Below are 18,119 nucleotides of genomic sequence, written 5' to 3'. Positions count from 1 at the left end.
TAGCCTTATTTCTTCTTGTTCTCTACAGAAGCAGTTTGGTAACACTGGCAAGTCAAGCGTCTAACCAAAAATAGCTAAATGTACGATAGTGCCGTTATTGAAGCCAATAACTACACTTGGGTTTGGAGGACTAAACAATAGCATTTCTTGTTGAATTGAAGTTAATAATGACTGAACTAAACGCCAGCGTTCGCTAAAAAGGGTTTTGGCGAATGCATATTTAATTTATGGAGATGTCTAAATAACACACGATCTCTTGTATCTTCATTTCGTGTCTTCACTCACACCTTCAAGAAAAGCAATCGCCCCCTTGCCCCAAGGATTTTGTTCAACAAAATGCTCCCCAACTTTGATTGCCGCTTTTTTACCACCATTCCAAAGACGTTTTAGATTTAGAAAGTTTTGCCAACGCTTTTGGTCTTTGGCTTCGATGAGTTTAGCCTCTACATCAATGATTTGTGTAACAACAACTTCGTCATTGATAGTAGGATATCTGGTTTGAAGATCGGCAAGGAACTGCTTGAAGTCGGAGAAGAGTACATCAAAATTTTGCTCAGTAGTCTGGTTGGTCTGCGTAACATTTACATCACCCGTACCAGTTACACCACCAACTGGTGCATGAAAGGTCTGTTTAACCTCTGCCATAAGTTTTGGAACCTCACATAATTTTCTTTGCACTGCTATTGATCGTTTTCAGGTTAAAGGATTGACCTTGACAACACCTGTTCCTGTCACTCCTCCTACCGGACCCGTGAAATTTTGATTAATATTATTATTAATGTTCTGAACAAAGGCATCTAACGTTTCAACAGGGAGTCCCTCCTGCTTTAAAACATCCCGTATTGATGTCACAGTTGTGTGTAGAGTACTCTTTAAAAACATTACTACGTCATCAAGGTTGAAAGAGCCAAGGTCTAGAGCTTTATTGAACTCCAGACGAAGTGCTGTTTTGATATCACCCACTTCTATGATTCTTTGGACTAATCCTGCCCAAGAAAAAGCAATAAGACAAAGATACAGAAGAAAAAGTAATTGATTGATGCCAGGAAAAAACGATAGAGGAGCGATTGCAAACCAAGGGATAATAAGTGTTAATATTATCTTCCGTATGAAAGCGCAAAGATTTAGTTTACCAAGTACATAAGTACCAACACCAACATAAAGATTTTCACCATATGTTAGAAAGCGTACCAGAATAGTTGCACGTGTCGAGCGAAGAGTATCGCGAGTAATAAGAATATAGGTACGCTCTTGATTGTCATACTCTTTGGCGCTGACTTGGCTAAAGCCTGTTGAATCTTCTCTGTATGTGACTATGCGGAATCTTGCATCCCCTAAGTTCTGGTTGCTTACTTTTTCAATTAAATGTTGATATAGTCTTTCACAAATCTGTTTAACCCTATTGCGGTCAACACGATATGTTTGGTATAGGCTAGATGAAGCTATGTATAGACCTGCTGAGTTTGCTGGGTCTTTGAAACTACTAACTCCAACGTCAACAATTTTCCCTTGCTCTACAATCCTTCCAGTCATCAATGTTTCCTAATCGGTGTATTGTATAGGATTTTCCTATATTAAGTATCTAAATTTGGCTTATTTTACAAAATTTTTAGGTTTAATACCCTATTTTAGATATTAGATCGAAGATTTCCGTGTAAATACCAGATTTTAGTTTTAAATACCTAATTTTCAGTATATTTCTTGGTGATATCCAAAATTTTTCCAGATAATATCCGATTCATGACGTTATACGGAAATTTTCTAGATATTACTCTATGCAAGAACGCTCAAAAAAGCTACTAGAACAGGTTCACAAGACAATTCGGCTTAAGCATTATTCTTACAAAACAGAAAAAAGCCACATTGACCGGATTAGGCGTTACATCTTTGTTCATAATAAGCGCCATCCTCAAGATATGGAGAATGCGGAAATAGAAGCATTCACAAAACATTTAGCTGTTAAAGAAAACATCGCTGCATCAACTCAAAATCCATCATGAGTGCGCGATTTGATGTTGTTCGCTGGCGCTACTGACTGAATTGATAAAGCCATTACGAAAAGAATAGACCTGACAAAGCTCGATTTACGAATATAGCTGTACAGATGAGCTATGACGCTCCTAACTCCTTTTTTGCATTATGATATACAAACTCCGTCAACAAAAGCTGTTGAGATGGATTGCATTATTCCTAGTTGGAACATTTCTGCAATTGTTGCTTTACATCCCAACACCAGTCTTATCCCAAAATTCCGATAGTTGTAGCAATATTACAGCCCCACTCACTCCTGAAGAACAAACTTACGCTCGTGCTGCTTGGCAGTATTTTGTCAAAAATTATCAACCAGAAACGGGATTTACTAATTCCACTGGGGGTTATCCTTCAGGTACGCTCTGGGATATGGGTAATTACCTGATGGCGTTGAATGCAGCGCGATCGCTAAATCTGACTGACCAAGCAGACTTTGATGCACGTCTCAACAAGTTTTTGCAGACTTTCAGCAATCTGAAGTTGTTTGAGGATACTTTACCAAATAAAGTCTATAACGCCGCCAATGCACAGATGGTTGATTATGGTAATAATCCGCTAGAGCGGGGTATTGGCTGGTCTGCTTTAGATGTCGGTCGAATTTTAGCTGCATTTGATGTCATCCGCACCTGTCATCCTCAATATAATGATTGGCTCAAAGGAATTGTAGCGAAGTGGCAACTAGGGCGATCGCTCAAAGATGGACAACTTTTTGGAGCTGCTGTTCTCCCAGACAACAAAACATTACTAGTACAAGAAGGACGACTCGGCTACGAAGAATACAGCGCCAGAGGCTATCAACTTTGGGGTTTCTCAGCACCCAAGGCTATTTCCCTAGAACCGTTCAAGTTAGTTGAAATTAATGGCGTGCAAATTCCAGTTGATACCCGTGACTTTAAAAGCACCAACGCCAATAATTATGTTGTTAGTGAATCTTATATCCTTGATGGGATTGAATTTGGCTTGCAAGGTGAGTTAGCTGATTTTGCTGCCAGAGTTTTAGACGTGCAAAAACGGCGTTATGATACCACAGGTCAATTGACTGCGGTCACAGAAGACAATATTGACCAAGCACCTTATTTTCTCTACAATACCATCTACGCTAACGGTGCAAGCTGGGCAACAATCACGGATGCCAACCAGCCTTATCCACAGTTTCGTAGCATCAGCACCAAAGCTGCTTTTGGCTGGCGCTATCTTTTTCCTGATAATGCCTATGCCCAAAAGGTTTTTGATGCTGTTAAGGATCTCCGCAGTCCTGATGATAGTGGTTACTATGCTGGTATCTATGAAGAATCAAAGCAACCCAATAAAGCTTTGACAGGTAATACTAATGGGCTGATTTTGGAGATTTTATACTACAAAGCTAGGGGAAATCGCCCTTTAATTGCCTCTGGTTCTGTGAGTGTGTCTACTGGTAAGCCCAGTGAAAATGCTTCTCCTGCTACGCCTGCAAATTCTCCTGTTACGCCTCCGACTGCAACTCCTGTAGATACTTCTAAAGTGATGGAAGTGGCCGTTGCACCTATTCCACCAGTGGATAGTCCCAAGCCATTAAATCTCAAACTAGAAAGACCGTTGACAGTTATTGAACGCCGCTATGCAGAGGCGGCTTGGCGATACTTTCAGGCAAATTATCACTCCAAAAGTGGGCTGATTGACGATCGCAGCGATTTCAAAGGTGCGACTCTCTGGGGCTTAGGAGATTATCTCGCAGCTCTTCATGCAGCGCGATCGCTCGATCTAATCACTCCCAAAGAATTTGACCAGCGCACGCGGCATCTTTTAGCAGCCTTGACAAAGTTACCGTTGTTTGCTAGAGAGTTACCGAGTCGGGGTTACGATACGCGAACCCTGCAATCAATAGATTATGGTGGAAATCCAGTTCCCCAAGGAAATGGCTGGTCAGCTTTAGATTTAGGCAGGATACTAGCAGCGCTTTACAACTTAAAAACTTGTCATCCAGAATACACAGCTGCCGTAGATAAAATTGTGCTGGATTGGTCATACTTACGTGTGGTGCGCGAAGGTATTCTTTCTAGTGCTACAACCGCAAAAGATAATGAGCGATCGCTTACCCGTGTCATTCCTGAAACCCGCTTAGGCTATGAAGAATATGCCGCTCGTGCTTTTCAATTATGGGGGTTTAATGTAGAGCATTCTGCTGTTGGGGGTGAATATCAAACCGCCTCAATTGAGGGAGTGAAAGTACCAATCCAACGCCGCCGAAAGGATACTAACTCTAAAAACCAATACACAGTCAGCAATCCTTTCTTACTCTATGCTTTGGAGTTTGGACTAGATCCACAAATGCGATCGCTCTTTGAACCAATTTTCCAAGTGCAAGCCGAACGCTACCGTCGCACCGACACTCTTACAGCCTCAGCCACTACCCTAATAGATCGCAAGCCTTACACTGTCCACAGTACAATTACTGGGCAAGGTGAACCTTGGGTGGCTTTAGCAGATAATGGTCAACCTGTACCAAAGGGGCGAGTGGTAAGTACAGCAGTAGCTTTTGCTTATCATGCCCTGCTTCCAGAAGACAAGTATAGTCAACAATTACTGCAAGGAACAACTGACTTATATAATCCATCAGCGGGATTTTATGAAGGCTTCTATGAAACCACGGGTAAAACAGCAATTGGTTTCACTAGTAGCACCAACAGTATGGTTTTGCAATCCTTGCTGTACAAGGTGATGAATCAACAACCCTTAATTCGTCCAACTACCGCCATGAACTCTCCTTGGTGGGAAGCAGTTAACAAGGGCAATTCTGGGCGAGGTTTACCCAACGCTGCGAGACAACAAACTCGATTAATGTCTGATAGTTCTAGAAGTTACTGGGTTTCAGGTAGCTAAGGAAGACACGGGGACGCGGGGACGCGTCCTCTTTCCCCATCCCTACCCAAATAGGTTGTTAGCCATGAATGTAACTAGGGAATACTTATTGAGTGGGTATGCAAATGATTTAAATGGAGATGACAGGGATAACAAGCGTGATTTTGCAATCAGTGTTGTATGCAACGACAACTCAGCAACCCCTGATTTGTTCCATTCCTCGGATGTTTCAATCTACCTCTACAGCAAGAGATGGTTGTGTGTGGCAAACTGTTCCCCTCAAAGATGGGAATAGCTTTGAACAACGTCGTCAATTAATTGCTGCACCAGATAACTTTAATCTTGACTTGCCGTTTCCAACGCCCTCAGTTGCACCAAAACCTCCGATACCTAGGGTGATTCCACCCACTCCTACACCAGAAGCTACTCCCAAAAGACCTGTTACTCCTGCTTCAGCAATTTCTTTACCACGATTGACTCAAGAAGCGGATCGAATTGCTGCGGGGCGGGCCTGGAAGTATTTCGATCGCAATTGGAATCCCCAAACAGGTTTTGTCAATTCGGTAGACAATTTGCCTTGGACAACTTGGTGGGATCAGGGTAGCGCTTTATTAGGAATTCATGCGGCTCGTCAGTTAGGGTTATTGCCGAAAGAAATGTTTCAACAGCGGATGAACACTTTGCTCCAGACGTTGGAAAAACTACCACTACCTGCAACTAATTTACCCAACAAAGCTTATAGCACCCATACTGCCCAAATGCGCCAACTCAATGACACCCCCGATCCCAAGGGGATCAGCGGTTGGTCAGCCTTGGATATGGCGCGATTTTTATTAGGATTACATGTGATGCGATCGCATTATCCAGAGTATAGCGATCGCATCAATCGCATCGTCGCCCGTTGGAATCTATCGAAGCTTGTCAAAGATGGTTGGTTAAATGGTGCTATTCCCAAAGCAGGGGGACTTCTGGAAGTACAGGAAGGACGGTTAGGCTACGAGCAATACGCTGCTCACAGTTTAAAGTTGTGGAATATTCAAGCCCCAAATGCTTTGTTTAATCCACCAATCAAGGCGGTTGAAGTGGATGGTATTACTCTACAAATCGACGAGCGTAATTTCAAAAACTCTGGAGCGACTAACTATCTGACTAACGATCCTTATCTGCTCTGGGGTTTAGAAATGGGTTGGAATGATGCAGTTAAGCCTCAAGTGCAAAATCTTTTGAAAGTGCAAGTACAAAGATTTCAGCGGACTGGAATTTTGACTGCTGTAAATGAAGATTCTTTAGATCGTCCTCCTTACTTTCTGTATTACAGTGTCTACGCCGATGGTCAACCTTGGCAAGCCTTTAACACCAGAGGAAAAGCCTATCCCCAATTCCGGTTTTTTAGTACGAAAGCGGCATTTTGTTGGTTTGCGCTCATGCCAGATGACCCTTACACGAAAATGCTACGAAACTTTGCTCAAAATTTATCAGATAAAAATCGCGGTTATTTTTCAGGACGATATGAGAATTCTCAACTCGGTGTTAATGCTTCAGTTGACGTTAATACAAATGCGATCGTTTTAGAAAGTCTGCTTTATAAAGCTAGAGGCAGACATCCACTAGTCGGAAATTAAAAATTAAATCGTTTTAATCACTGGTACTAAGATGACTTCAGTTTCTCTTATTGATAATTCTTCCAACTTTCCCGGCAACAGTCGCTCATTACTCAAAAAAAGAACGCTGTTATTTCGCTATCTAGCAGAAATCAATTTAATTTTCGGTATCTGGTATTTGCAATGGCGCATCACCCATTCGATCAATTTTGATGCGCTTTGGATTTCTATTCCTTTGCTAATAGCAGAAATTTATAGCTATTTCGGCGGTGTAATGTTTGTAATTGGGTTGTGGCGACCTTTAGTCCGACAGATTAAGTCTCTCGACCAAATGACCCCATCTATACCGAAATCCGACTGGCCGACAGTGGATGTGTTTGTCACCTGCTATAACGAACCGCCGGAAATTGTCGAAGAAACTGCCAAAGCCGCTCTGGCGATGGATTACCCAGCAACAAAGTTACGCGTTTATGTGCTGGATGATGGTAACTCGGCTGACATGCGAGCGATGACAGAAAGATTGTGTATTGCAGATTTGCAGTCACCACAATTACAGCAAGAAGCACAGCGGATCTATGCAGAACACTCTTATTTATTGGAACGGCTGAAGCAACTGGAAAATCTCACACCTGATACTCAAGCTGCTGAACAATGGCTGCAAGCATCATCAGAATCAGAGGTTAGGGCTGGATTTGTGCAAAGTCTGCGACAGTTTATTCTTTGGTTGCCTCCAGAGCATTATAGTATTAGCGATCGCCTAACTACCGAACGTAAAGCCTTAGAAGAAGCTATTCGCAAGAAAGAACTAGAATTAGTTGAACTCGCTCGGTTTCGCTACATTGCTCGTCCGAAACCTGCTGGTGTACCCCATCACGCGAAAGCGGGTAATCTTAATTACGCAATTTTTTCTGGAGAAACTTCAGGACAATTTATTCTCACCCTAGATGCTGACCATATTCCCAAACCACAATTTATCAAGCGAGTTCTGCCTTATTTCTACACCTATAATCTGTTCACAGGGAAATACGACCAGAATCAAATTGCTTTTGTCCAAACACGCCAAGACTTTTACAACATTCCGCCAGGCGATCCTTTTGGACATCGAGCGAATTTATTTTATGGCCCGCTCCAACAAGGTAAAGATGGCATGAATGCCGCTTTTTATACAGGCACAAATGCAATTTTAAGGCGGGAAGCACTGATTAGCGTTGGATTGCAATATTTTGCTGATGAGTTTGCCAAAGATGAAAAACGTTTAAATGAATTTCAATTAATTGGTGGTGTATCCAGCAACAGTATTACAGAAGATATGAATACAGCTATGCGTCTGCATGGTGCTGGCTGGAAATCTATTTATCACAATGAACTTCTGGCAGAAGGTTTAGCACCAGATGATTTGAGTTCTACTCTTAAACAGCGGCTACGCTGGGCACAAGGAACTATCCAAGTACTACTAAGAGAAAATCCGCTGACAAAATCGGGGCTAACGTTTTGGCAAAGGTTGCACTATTTTAAGACGATGTATAGCTATTTCTCTGGTTTTGCGACGCTGGTTTTTATTGCTTGTCCAATTATCTATTTTTTCACGGACATTATTCCAGTTAAAACCTACGGCCCTGACTTTGCCCTACACTTTTTCCCAGCTTTTATTATTAACCGTTTAACTTTCTTAGCAGCCACTTGGGGCATTCCAGCTAGAGAAGTTTGGCGCTCCGAACAATATGCGATCGCTTTATTCCCCTTATTAATCCAAGCTGTATTGAGTGTATTCACAGGACAAAAACTCAATTTCCAAGTAACACCCAAGCAACGGCAATCCGGGATTTATCTTAGGCTTGTGTGGCCGCAGTTGGTTGTCTTCACTCTCACTATTCTAGGAATGCTGTGGAGCCTTTACCGCTTTGCGATCGGTCATCTGAATTATCCAGAAGTTCACCTACTAAATGGTGCTTGGGCTATCTATAACTTATTACTTTTGTGGGCCATCATCCGCGCATCCGTTTGGCAACCGACGAAAGAGGACGCGGGGACGCGGTGACGGGGGGACGCGGGGATGAGGAGCAGGGGAGAGGAGAATAAATAACTCCTAACTCCTAACTCCTAACTCAGCACTCAGCACTCAGCACTCAGCACTCAGCACTCAGCACTCTTTACAACTGACAACTGACAACGAACTCCTATGAACACTTATTTAGATTCAAACAAGTTTGGTCAACGTACTGTCTTAACAGTTTATGCTCATGCTGATGATGAAGTGTTACCTGCTGCTGGTACTCTTAGCCTGATGTCTAAAGCAGGATGGAATGTTCGTTGCTTAATTTTGACTGATGGTAGTCTTTCTAGTTCTTCTATCAAGGGTACGCGTCATCAAGAAGCAGAGGAAGCCGGGAAAATCATCGGTGCTAGTTATGAGTTTTATGCTCTTGAGGAGTGTAATTTCTCAACACAAGCAGTGATTAAAGTTACTGAAGAAGCTATTGGACGTTGGCAACCGGATCTGATTATTACTCACACACCACAACCTGAAAAATATGGGCACAGAGATCACGAAGTGTGCGCGATCGCGGTTTCTAATGTTGCTACCCGCAAAAACATACCATTATGGTATTCTGCACCACCTGTTTTTTTACGTGGTTTTGAACCAAACTTTTTTGTAGATATTACTTCTGTAATTGAAGAAAAGGTCGCAGCTATTGGTTGTTATGAATCAGAGGTAAATAAAGCATTCATGCAACTCGATGCCATCCTTGTTTTGTCCCGCTTTTGGGCGCGAGAATTAGGTCAAAAAGATGGTTATTTTGAAGCTTTTGAAATTTCTAGGCAATGGGTTGATGCTAGCTTTTTTGCTGCATTAGCAAATAGTAACAACCAAGCATTGAAATAGAATAACTTGCATGGATAACACAAAATTATTGTAGGATATCTTGCCGTTTATACTAGGTAAGTGCCAAAATATCAACATATACTTATTGAGCAAAATAATAGGGAAAAAACCATGAATCAAAGTGTAAAAATACTAGAATTATCTGGGATATTAGATGGAATTAGAGGTAATGAACTGCGTCGTGAAGTTAGCACTATTGTCGCAAACGGAGCCGATATTTTATTACTCGATATGAAAGAAGTAAAGTTTATCGATAGTTCTGGTTTAGGTGCTTTGGTATCAGCAATGCAAATGGTACGAAATGCTAATGGTAAACTTTTTGTCTGTTCCATCAGCGACCAAGTTAGGATGTTATTTGAACTAACTAAAATGGATAGAATTTTTCAAACCTTCGCCGATCGAGATGAATTCAATCGTCAAGTACTAGCAACACAATAATCGGCAAAATATCAATACAAACATTTGACAAGCTAACCAAAGTTAACTTTTACTAAAGATAAGTCATCATCAAGATTATCTTGAGCATTTAAGGTAAGAATCTTTGCTAATACTTGATTTAGATTACAGGTATCTTCCTGGCTGTATTTGGTTAGTAAGTCAATGAATGCATCGATACCCCAAATCTTACCGTCTGGCTGATTAATTTCATAAGCACCATCACTAAAAATGTATAAAGTGCTGTTTTCTGCAACTTCTAAAACAGCATCATCAAATTGGACATCAGGTAAAAAGCCAATTGGTAGGTCTAAAGAAGTTAACTGTTTAACTTGGATACCTGTTGTAGAAGTACTAGATAACAGTAAAGCTGGTGGATGTCCGGCGTTGGCATAAATGAGTTGACGTTTAAGGCGGTGATAAACTCCATACCAGATTGTGAAGTATTTATCACCGTGCTTTCTCATTTGAAAGGCGTTATTGAGTGCTTTTAGAACTTCACTAGGTTGACAAAAGTTGGTGTTCGGTAGAGATTGCGATCGCAAAACATTCAGCACAGATACCGATAAAAGAGCCGAACCTACCCCATGTCCCGATACATCCAACAGATAAATTGCTAAACGATCGTCGTCGAGCCAATGATGATCGAAGCAATCACCTCCTAACTGTGCTGAGGGAATAAACAAATCTTCTGTAGTGACTGCGCCTACCAGTGGTGAGGGAAGAAGCGATCGCACATAATCAGCTGCTTCAGCCAATTCTGCTTCCAAAATTTGCTTTTGGGTTTGCAAATTCTGATTGAGTGTCTCCAAAGCTTGCTTTTTACTTTGTAAATCCTGATTAAGTTGGTGTAATCTTAATCCTGCCCTTACCCGTGCTTTCAACTCATTCATCTCTATTGGTTTAGAGATGAACTCGTCAGCTCCAGCGTCAAGTCCCCTAACTCTATCTTCCTCCTCTCCTGGAGCCGCTCCCTTAGCAGTCAGCAAGATAAAAAAAGTAGTTGCCAATTCTGGATCTGCTTTGATTCGACGACACACTTCTAGCCCATCTAGCTGGGACATCATCCAGTCACAGATAATCAAAGCAGGACGTAGCAGTTTTGCTTGTGTAATTCCTTCCTCACCATTGCTAGCTACAGTGATATCATAACCCTGCTTTTGGAGTGTTCTTTTCAGTACCGCTCGCACTATAGGGTCATCATCAATAACTAGAATTTTAAACATAAATTACAGTTGAATCAGTAGAATAACAAGTAAGTAATTGCTTTAAAAAAATAGAATTCAGGAGTAAGAAGCCAGAATTGAGAATGGAATTTTGTGTAACTGGCGGATGAATAAAGGGGTTTAAGCCTCCACTAATTGATTCTGAATTCTGAATTATGCATTCTTCTTAAATTAAACTTATATGCAATTTAGTTTGTCATGTATAGTGAAACTACTCAAATTAAATAAATTAATTACCGAATATGATGATTTTAAGATATTTTATTGTTTGAGAAGTGAATAAAAAAAATTACCTAAAAGTCAACACAGACCTGACAGCTTTACCTCAAGTTTTGTCTTGGTTCGAGCAGATGAATCAACCACCCATTCCCGATAAACAAATTTGGTGGCAATGTCAAACACTTCTGATAGAAGGTTTTACCAACATCGTGGAACATGCCCACAAAAATTTATCCATCGAAACTCCTATTGAGATAGAAGCTGTGCGATTACAAGAATCCATAGAAATTCGCATTTGGTCTCAAGGTGAACCATTTGACTTAGAGCAACAATTGGCACAAACAGCAGAATTTGAAGAGAATGAGCAAGAGCGCGGGCGTGGTTTAAAAATCATGTCCGCCATTGCCGACAAGTTAAGTTATGAACAAACAGTAGATAATCGTTATTGCTTATTTATTAGTAAATTTTACTAAAATCATCTTATTTATTGACCATACAAAGGTTTGTAGTAAGCGTTTTAGCGCTAAAGCGCTTACTTCTAGTTTCTATTGCTGATAAACTCTTGGATACGTTTAACAAACTCTTCTAACTCTGAGATGAAGTTAGCAGTACCTCGACGTTCTTGGTTGTGAGCTAGTTGTTCTAGTTTTTCTCCGGCAAGACACATAGTTATAGCTCCAATATTGGCACTAGCACCTTTAATTTGATGAGCTTCTCGTGCTAGTTGCTCAAAGTCAGAAGCTGCGATCGCTATTTTAATTACCTCCAGACGAAGTTGAGTATCTTCAACAAATATTTGCAGTAATTCTAATTCAAATTCTAGGTTGTTTTCCGAGAGTTGATGCAAGCGTTCCCAATCAATTGCGAGGTCAGTTGAACCTATATCTGTCGTCGAAACTGTCTGCTCACAAGCAAATGCTTCTTTTTCTCTAAATATCACACTTGCCCAATACTCTAACGCCGCCGCTAAATTTTCCTTCATCACCGGCTTGCTTAGATAGTCATCCATTCCAGCATCTAGACACATTTGTTTATCTTCTTTCATGGCATTAGCTGTCATTGCAATGACTATAGGACGACGACCACTAGCAAAGCAGCTTTCTTGCCAACGATGAATTTCTTTTGTGGTTTCCAAACCATCAAGAATTGGCATTTGGTAATCCATCAAAATCAAATCATAAGGAATTTTTTCTAATAGCTCTAAAGCTTCTTTGCCATTATTAGCAACATCGGCACTGTAACCCAAACTTTTGAGTTGCTTGAGAGCAACTTTTTGATTTACCAGATTATCTTCAGTTAAGAGAATTCTAAGTTCATGGCAGTTAGGAACTGGATAATTGCCATTGTTTTCGTGATTTGTCACTGCTAACTCCTGTACAGATGCGATTAATGAGCTAGCGCGTTGCGGTGAGGGGGTCGCAGTCTTGGACGGCACTTCCTTCAAGCCGGGAAACCCGTCCAAAGGAGTGCCTCCGCTTTGCGTCGATTGCGTTAGCGCAGCGTTAGCGAGTCTTCTCCCAAGGGGAGACGCTAAGAGCGAAGGAGCGTCATCCCCGAACCCGTTCGCTCTTAGCGTTCCCGAAGGGTAGGGGGGTTCCCACGCCACTTGCTTCAAGTCGGCAAAGCCGCCCAACGCAGTGGCTCCCCCTTGTAGCGACTGGTGTCGCGTCTCTACTGCTGACTTCTCTGAAATTACAGAAGCGGTAATCGTGAAATAAAATGTACTACCTTTACTTAGTTCACTTTCAACCCAAATTCTGCCACCCATTAACTCGCACAGTTGCTTGCAGATGGCAAGACCTAAGCCAGTACCGCCATACTGTCGAGTAATGGAGGAGTTAACTTGGCTGAAAGCTTTAAATAAACGTTCGAGGCGATCGCGTGGAATTCCAATGCCTGTATCTTTGACAGTAAACTGAATTTCGTAAGTATTTGCAGCAGAAGAATCATTAATATCGCTATTTGTGCGGGTTATAACTGAAATTTCTATGCTTCCAGTTTGAGTAAATTTGATAGCATTACTAAGTATATTAATCAATACTTGGCGCAGTCGAGTAATATCTCCTACAATCTTTGTCGGGAGTTCAGGCGAATCTAAAAACGTAAGTTTTAACGCTTTCTCTCTGGCTTGAGGCGCAAGTAAATCAAGAGCTTCATTAATACAATTTCGCAGAGCAAATGGTTGCTCTTCTAGCTCCAGGTTGCCTGATTCTATTTTAGAAAAATCAAGAAAATCATTAATAATTTTGAGTAAAGAATTTCCACTGTTATAAATAGTATCAACAAAGTCTCGCTGTTCAGCCGTTAATTTAGTATCTTGCAACAAACTAGCCATACCAGTTACTGCTGTTATCGGAGTCCGAACCTCATGGCTAATCATCGCTAAAAATTCCTGTTTCGCAAGTTCCATCTGCTTGCGTTCGGTCATATCTCGCAAAATATAAACATAACCTTGGAAATGTTCAATTTCTGTCTGAATTAATGAGTATGAAAAAGCTACAGGAATTATTTTTCCACTTTTGCTATGGCAAACTGTTTCGACCTCTTTGAATGTTTGAGAGAGATCAATACTTTCAGTCTTACCTATCTCTAACTTATAGATATCAACTTCTTTAATAACTTTGGTAATAGGTTGACCGATGAGTTCTACTTCGTCATATCCCAACAAAACTTGTGCAGATGGATTCAGCTTTTTAATCTTTCCTGACAGTGTTGTTACCAATAATGCATCTGCTATTGATGTCAAAATTTGGTCAATATATTGTTTAGAAGCCTTGAGATTACGTAGCAAAAGATTTGCTTCATTTGCACCTTGAAACAAAGATTGCTCAAGAACCATTCGCTCTGTAGCATCTTCCACAAGAATGAGTAGTGAATTGCTAGAATGGTCTTCTTGTATATTCTTTGTAATACAAATATCAATATATAAAGGAGAAGCTATATCTTGTAAACGACTAATTCCCTTTAATTCAAAATTATTTTGCTCTTCTTGTCGAATTGCATCACAAATGTCTTCAAGTCCTTCTAATTCTGGAAACACAATCCGAACATCCTGGTCTCGCTGCACTTCATGGGGAATGCCAATAAAATGATTTAGTCCAAGAGATAGCTCTAAAATCTTAAATTTTTCATCAATTATTAAATATTCAATCTGGCATACAGCTAATAGTTTTGTTAATAACGAGTTCATTTGCTTAAATTAAATAAGTGGCTAAATTTTGAAATATTTCATTGACATTGTTGCCGATTTTAGCTGAAGTTGCATAGGTGTCTAATATATTAGTTTGATTTTTGAATTGATACATTTTGCGGATATTTTCTAAATACTCTGTTGCAATCAAATCTGATTTATTTAATGCCACAATAATATAACTATTAGGATTAACAGCTAAAAAAGTTTGAATATGTTGCTGAATATTGTCGAGTGTTTCTGGTTGTGTTACATCACCAACTATTACAGCACCTTTAGAACCTTGAAAATAACTTTGGGCAACTGCTTTAAATTTATTACTACCTTCAATATCCCAAATTATCAGTTGCAGTTTTTGCAAATCATGCAGGTCTTTTTTCAAAATATCAACTGATTTGCGAGAAATTTTTACTCCTACCGTTGAAAGATATCGATCGCTAAACTGGCATTCAACAAATTGGCGAATTAGGCTAGTTTTACCAACACCAAAATCACCAAATAAGCATATTTTTTTAGAAACTGTAGACATATTTGTGAAAAACTTAGGAGTATTGTATAAGTTAAAACTGCTTGTTTATCGATTCTATAACGACACAACGGCTTAACCACAAAGGATGAGTTGTATCAATTCCTGGTGGTAATTTTGTTTGACCAATGACCTGTAAACGAGATGGGTTAATACCCAGTTGAATTAGTGCTTGTTGTACAGCTTTTGCTCGCGCTAATGCTAATTTTTGTGTTCTATTTGCATCAGTACGATCGTAACTATAACCGATAACCTTTAAATGCTTATTTGGGTGCTGATTGAGGAAAAACTTGACCTGCTGAATCTTGGATCTTAAATCTGCCTTAATTAAACTTGCTGAATTGGGTTCAAAGTAAAATCGAACTTCAATCTGCTGTGGTTGTACTTGCACTGTGCTAGATACAGATTTTACGCCTGGAATTTGCTCAAATACATGAGTAATAGTTTGAGCATCTGCAATTCGGTTGATAGTACCTTCGACAACTACTTTACCAGCGATATATTGAGCAGAAATAGTTGTACCATCCGTCTGATTTAAAATTGCTGTAACTCGTTTGACTTCAGCAGCAGCTAATACTGGATCTGCTGGTACTTCTACTGCTAAAATTTGATTGTCTATCAACCAATTAGGGGAGGTTAGTTTAACGATTTGTTCGGTTTTCTGGCGAATAAGTTGATTGGGTACTCGTCCAGTTAATTTTAACTTATTGTGTTCTACCTGCACTGAAAGTCGATATACAGCCAGTTCTGGAATAGAAGCTAGAGCTAACGAAGTTTGATTTTCAAGGGAACGTATCGCTCCACTATAGTATTGCCAAATGCCCCAAGGAATGAAAATGGTGCTGATAATTGTTAAACTTAAAACTAGTAGTGGCGAGAATTTATTTTTTTGATTTTTTTGCTGAATTTCTGTATATTTAAGTTTTTCTATAAGTGTATGAACTTCACTAGGTATTAAATCCGGATCGCCGTCAAATTTTTCAATTAAATCACCATGTTTTTTCACAATATTGCTAAAGATTTGCCGCATTTCTTTAATGAATTTTTTAGTTGGTTCTCCCTGTACTACGAGCGCTAAATAACAGTATCCTGCAACTTCTAAAATTATTTTGGATGTACCATACTCAATTGCGTCTAATTCTGTCACATTTCCAGATTGATTGATGCAATCATTGGCAAAGCTGCGAATTGCTGTTAGCATTCCTGCTACCATTTCAGCTTCTAACTGCTGTGTATCAGAGCGCTGAATATTTGAGATAACTAAACCAGATGCTTTATGAATCAAGAAAATAGCTTGAACTGTAAATGGCAAAGCTTCTTTAAGAATTAATTCTGCTTCGGAAACTCCTTGTAACTTGGCACGAATTTTACGTTTAATTCCTGTAACGCTGAGGGTTTCTTCAACTTGTTGGTTGATGGCACGAATTGTCTCTGCCATATATTTGGCAATGGTACTACCAATAATTGGGTAGAGTGCATCTACAACAATATTCTGTTCAATTTCAATTTGCTTTTTGATTGCTCGTCCCATTGCAGGAGCGATCGCATCTGAAACTTCTTCTGGAGCAACAATAATTTGCTGGGAAATAGCAGAGGGAACAGCAGGTGCGATCGCTGCACTCATACTATTTTTATTTTGTTCAATGCGACTGCTGATAGCCCGATCGATAATAGGAGCAATTACCTGTGCAATTTCCTCTTTTGATTCAGTAATTTTTAGCTTTAAAAGCTCAGAAATCCACGGTAGTAGTAGATTGATTAGCTCTTGAGGCTGATACAGTTGACGATCTATTTTTGTGATTTTCTGTTCAAGGTTAGCTATAAGATTGTTTATTTGTGCTAATTCAGTTCCAACTAATATCTCTTGTAATTTTTGCAATGCATCTTCTGAGTTTTCTAAATTTTCCTCAAAGGTAGCAAATATTTCCAGAGTTTGTTCTAATTCTTCCACAGTAACATGTGATGAATTAGGTACATTTTGAGAATAATTAAAAGCTGACTCTAAATAAGCTTCACATACTTCTAATGTCACGGGAGTAAGTTGTAGTAATTCAATTTCTTCTGTAGGATACTCGTGACAATTATCAGTTTCTGATGATGAATAAGAAAAAGATTGCTCAGGTGATTCAATAATTTTGAGTTCGACGAGTAGATGCACTAAATTATCAAGCTGTATAGCTTCTTCTTGCTTTAACTCAACAGATTGAGAAATTGAATTTTCCACCTGAGTCATATTAGTCAGTTATCAGTTATCAGTTGTCAGTTGTCAGGAGTGGGGAGGAGCAGAGGAGGTAGGGAAAGAAGAAATAGTATCAATGTCTCCCTCATCCGCCTCATCCTCTTCATCTCCCTCATCCCTCTTTCTCTGTATCTTTGCGTCCCCGCGTCACCGTGTCCTCTTCCTCTACCTTAATTAGGAGTGTAATTCTGCCGTACTGTTGGAGTGAGTAAACACTTTTGACAATTTTGTAGTTTCTAGAAGTGGTACGGCAGTATACTCTTCGCTGTGTTCATCGGCTGCTTCTCGCAACTTGGGAATGAATTCAGTTTCTTTTAAGCGCATTCCCAAGGCAAATAAAGTTTCGGCTATGTCGTCTTTAGAAACTTTGGTGTCTGTCAACTGCGAGAAACGTCTATCTATTTCTTCTAAAATCAGATCGCGTAACGCCGTGACATCATCTTGTAATTGAACTTTAGTTTGAAAGATTTCATCTCGAATCGAGGTAGTTTGGCTATCTAACACTTCATCAAGCGACTGAACGCTGCTAGAGAACTTTTTATTAAGTCGATCGACTTGTTGCCGCAAATCAAAAGTTTCTTCTTGAGTTGTCAGGTTGAGTGACTTCAGCTTTTTGTCTAGCGTCTCAAATCCCGCTTTTAGTTCAATTGAGAAGTTTGACTTAAGTTGTTCAACTTGCGATCGCATTTGTTGTTGCAATAAAGATATATCTGATTCCAACTTGCTAAATCGATTTTCGTATTCTCTTAGCTGTGTTCCCAAAATAATGTCGCGGATCTGATCGATATTACCAAGCCTTTCTCGTACATCGTCTCTACTCATCTGACTCATCAGGAAAACCTCACTTTTTGGGAATCAACGGGGATAGGAGGTGATGCATTTAACTGACATTTAGGCTAAAAATACTCAGCATAGGATACAGCTAAATCA

At 40.0% G+C, this 18,119-nt stretch carries 14 protein-coding genes; 7 read left to right on the top strand and 7 right to left on the bottom strand.

Going from position 1 to position 18,119, the window contains the following annotated elements; translation table 11 throughout:
- Window positions 1–264: 264 nt before the first annotated feature.
- A complete protein-coding gene (locus tag I8752_RS05125) occupies window positions 265–645 on the bottom strand; it encodes a hypothetical protein (protein WP_214431247.1) in 381 nt (126 codons plus the stop codon).
- 48 nt (window positions 646–693) lie between these two features.
- On the bottom strand, window positions 694–1,533 hold the full coding sequence (locus I8752_RS05120) for a hypothetical protein (RefSeq protein WP_214431246.1): 840 nt from the start codon (window positions 1,531–1,533) through the stop codon (window positions 694–696).
- A gap of 242 nt (window positions 1,534–1,775) precedes the next feature.
- On the opposite strand from I8752_RS05120, the gene I8752_RS05115 reads away from it, so the two are divergent.
- The 6 genes from I8752_RS05115 (at window position 1,776) to I8752_RS05090 (ending at window position 9,792) form a co-directional block, all read left to right on the top strand.
- Entirely contained in the window at window positions 1,776–2,000 is a 225-nt protein-coding gene (locus I8752_RS05115) for a phage integrase N-terminal SAM-like domain-containing protein (RefSeq protein ID WP_214431245.1), read from the top strand.
- Between the two features lie 139 nt (window positions 2,001–2,139).
- Window positions 2,140–4,890 (top strand): DUF3131 domain-containing protein, encoded by a 2,751-nt coding sequence (locus I8752_RS05110; RefSeq protein WP_214431244.1) that lies wholly within the window; start codon window positions 2,140–2,142, stop codon window positions 4,888–4,890.
- 137 nt (window positions 4,891–5,027) lie between these two features.
- Window positions 5,028–6,491 (top strand): DUF3131 domain-containing protein, encoded by a 1,464-nt coding sequence (locus I8752_RS05105; RefSeq protein WP_318780812.1) that lies wholly within the window; start codon window positions 5,028–5,030, stop codon window positions 6,489–6,491.
- 31 nt (window positions 6,492–6,522) lie between these two features.
- Window positions 6,523–8,508: a glycosyltransferase gene (locus I8752_RS05100; RefSeq protein ID WP_214431242.1), complete on the top strand. Its 1,986-nt coding sequence runs from the start codon at window positions 6,523–6,525 to the stop codon at window positions 8,506–8,508.
- Window positions 8,509–8,649: 141 nt separating this feature from the next.
- Window positions 8,650–9,354, top strand: a complete 705-nt coding sequence (locus I8752_RS05095; RefSeq protein ID WP_214431241.1) for a PIG-L deacetylase family protein — start codon at window positions 8,650–8,652, stop codon at window positions 9,352–9,354.
- A 111-nt stretch (window positions 9,355–9,465) separates the two neighbouring features.
- Complete coding sequence (locus I8752_RS05090; RefSeq protein ID WP_214431240.1) at window positions 9,466–9,792, top strand: STAS domain-containing protein; 327 nt, start codon at window positions 9,466–9,468, stop codon at window positions 9,790–9,792.
- A gap of 32 nt (window positions 9,793–9,824) precedes the next feature.
- Here the strand turns inward: I8752_RS05090 and I8752_RS05085 are convergent, their stop codons facing one another.
- The gene (locus tag I8752_RS05085) at window positions 9,825–11,015 is read right to left on the bottom strand and encodes a PP2C family protein-serine/threonine phosphatase (protein WP_214431239.1); all 1,191 of its coding nucleotides are present in this window, start codon (window positions 11,013–11,015) and stop codon (window positions 9,825–9,827) included.
- Between the two features lie 275 nt (window positions 11,016–11,290).
- Between I8752_RS05085 and I8752_RS05080 the strand changes: the two genes are divergently transcribed.
- A complete protein-coding gene (locus I8752_RS05080; RefSeq protein ID WP_214431238.1) occupies window positions 11,291–11,707 on the top strand; it encodes an ATP-binding protein in 417 nt (138 codons plus the stop codon).
- A 65-nt stretch (window positions 11,708–11,772) separates the two neighbouring features.
- Here I8752_RS05080 and I8752_RS37185 read toward each other — a convergent pair whose 3' ends face one another.
- The 4 genes from I8752_RS37185 to I8752_RS05060 all read right to left on the bottom strand — a co-directional run bounded on the left by I8752_RS37185 (window position 11,773) and on the right by I8752_RS05060 (window position 18,020).
- Complete coding sequence (locus I8752_RS37185) at window positions 11,773–14,424, bottom strand: PAS domain-containing hybrid sensor histidine kinase/response regulator (RefSeq protein WP_225895448.1); 2,652 nt, start codon at window positions 14,422–14,424, stop codon at window positions 11,773–11,775.
- A 4-nt stretch (window positions 14,425–14,428) separates the two neighbouring features.
- Entirely contained in the window at window positions 14,429–14,953 is a 525-nt protein-coding gene (locus I8752_RS05070; RefSeq protein ID WP_214431237.1) for a Rab family GTPase, read from the bottom strand.
- 31 nt (window positions 14,954–14,984) lie between these two features.
- Window positions 14,985–17,183, bottom strand: coding sequence for an OmpA family protein (locus tag I8752_RS05065; protein ID WP_214431236.1), 2,199 nt, complete (start codon window positions 17,181–17,183; stop codon window positions 14,985–14,987).
- A 180-nt stretch (window positions 17,184–17,363) separates the two neighbouring features.
- Window positions 17,364–18,020, bottom strand: coding sequence for a hypothetical protein (locus I8752_RS05060; RefSeq protein ID WP_214431235.1), 657 nt, complete (start codon window positions 18,018–18,020; stop codon window positions 17,364–17,366).
- Window positions 18,021–18,119: the final 99 nt, after the last annotated feature.

Source organism: Dendronalium phyllosphericum CENA369 (assembly GCF_016056275.1).
Taxonomy (GTDB): domain Bacteria; phylum Cyanobacteriota; class Cyanobacteriia; order Cyanobacteriales; family Nostocaceae; genus Dendronalium; species Dendronalium phyllosphericum.
This window is presented reverse-complemented; position numbering and strand designations above follow the sequence as displayed.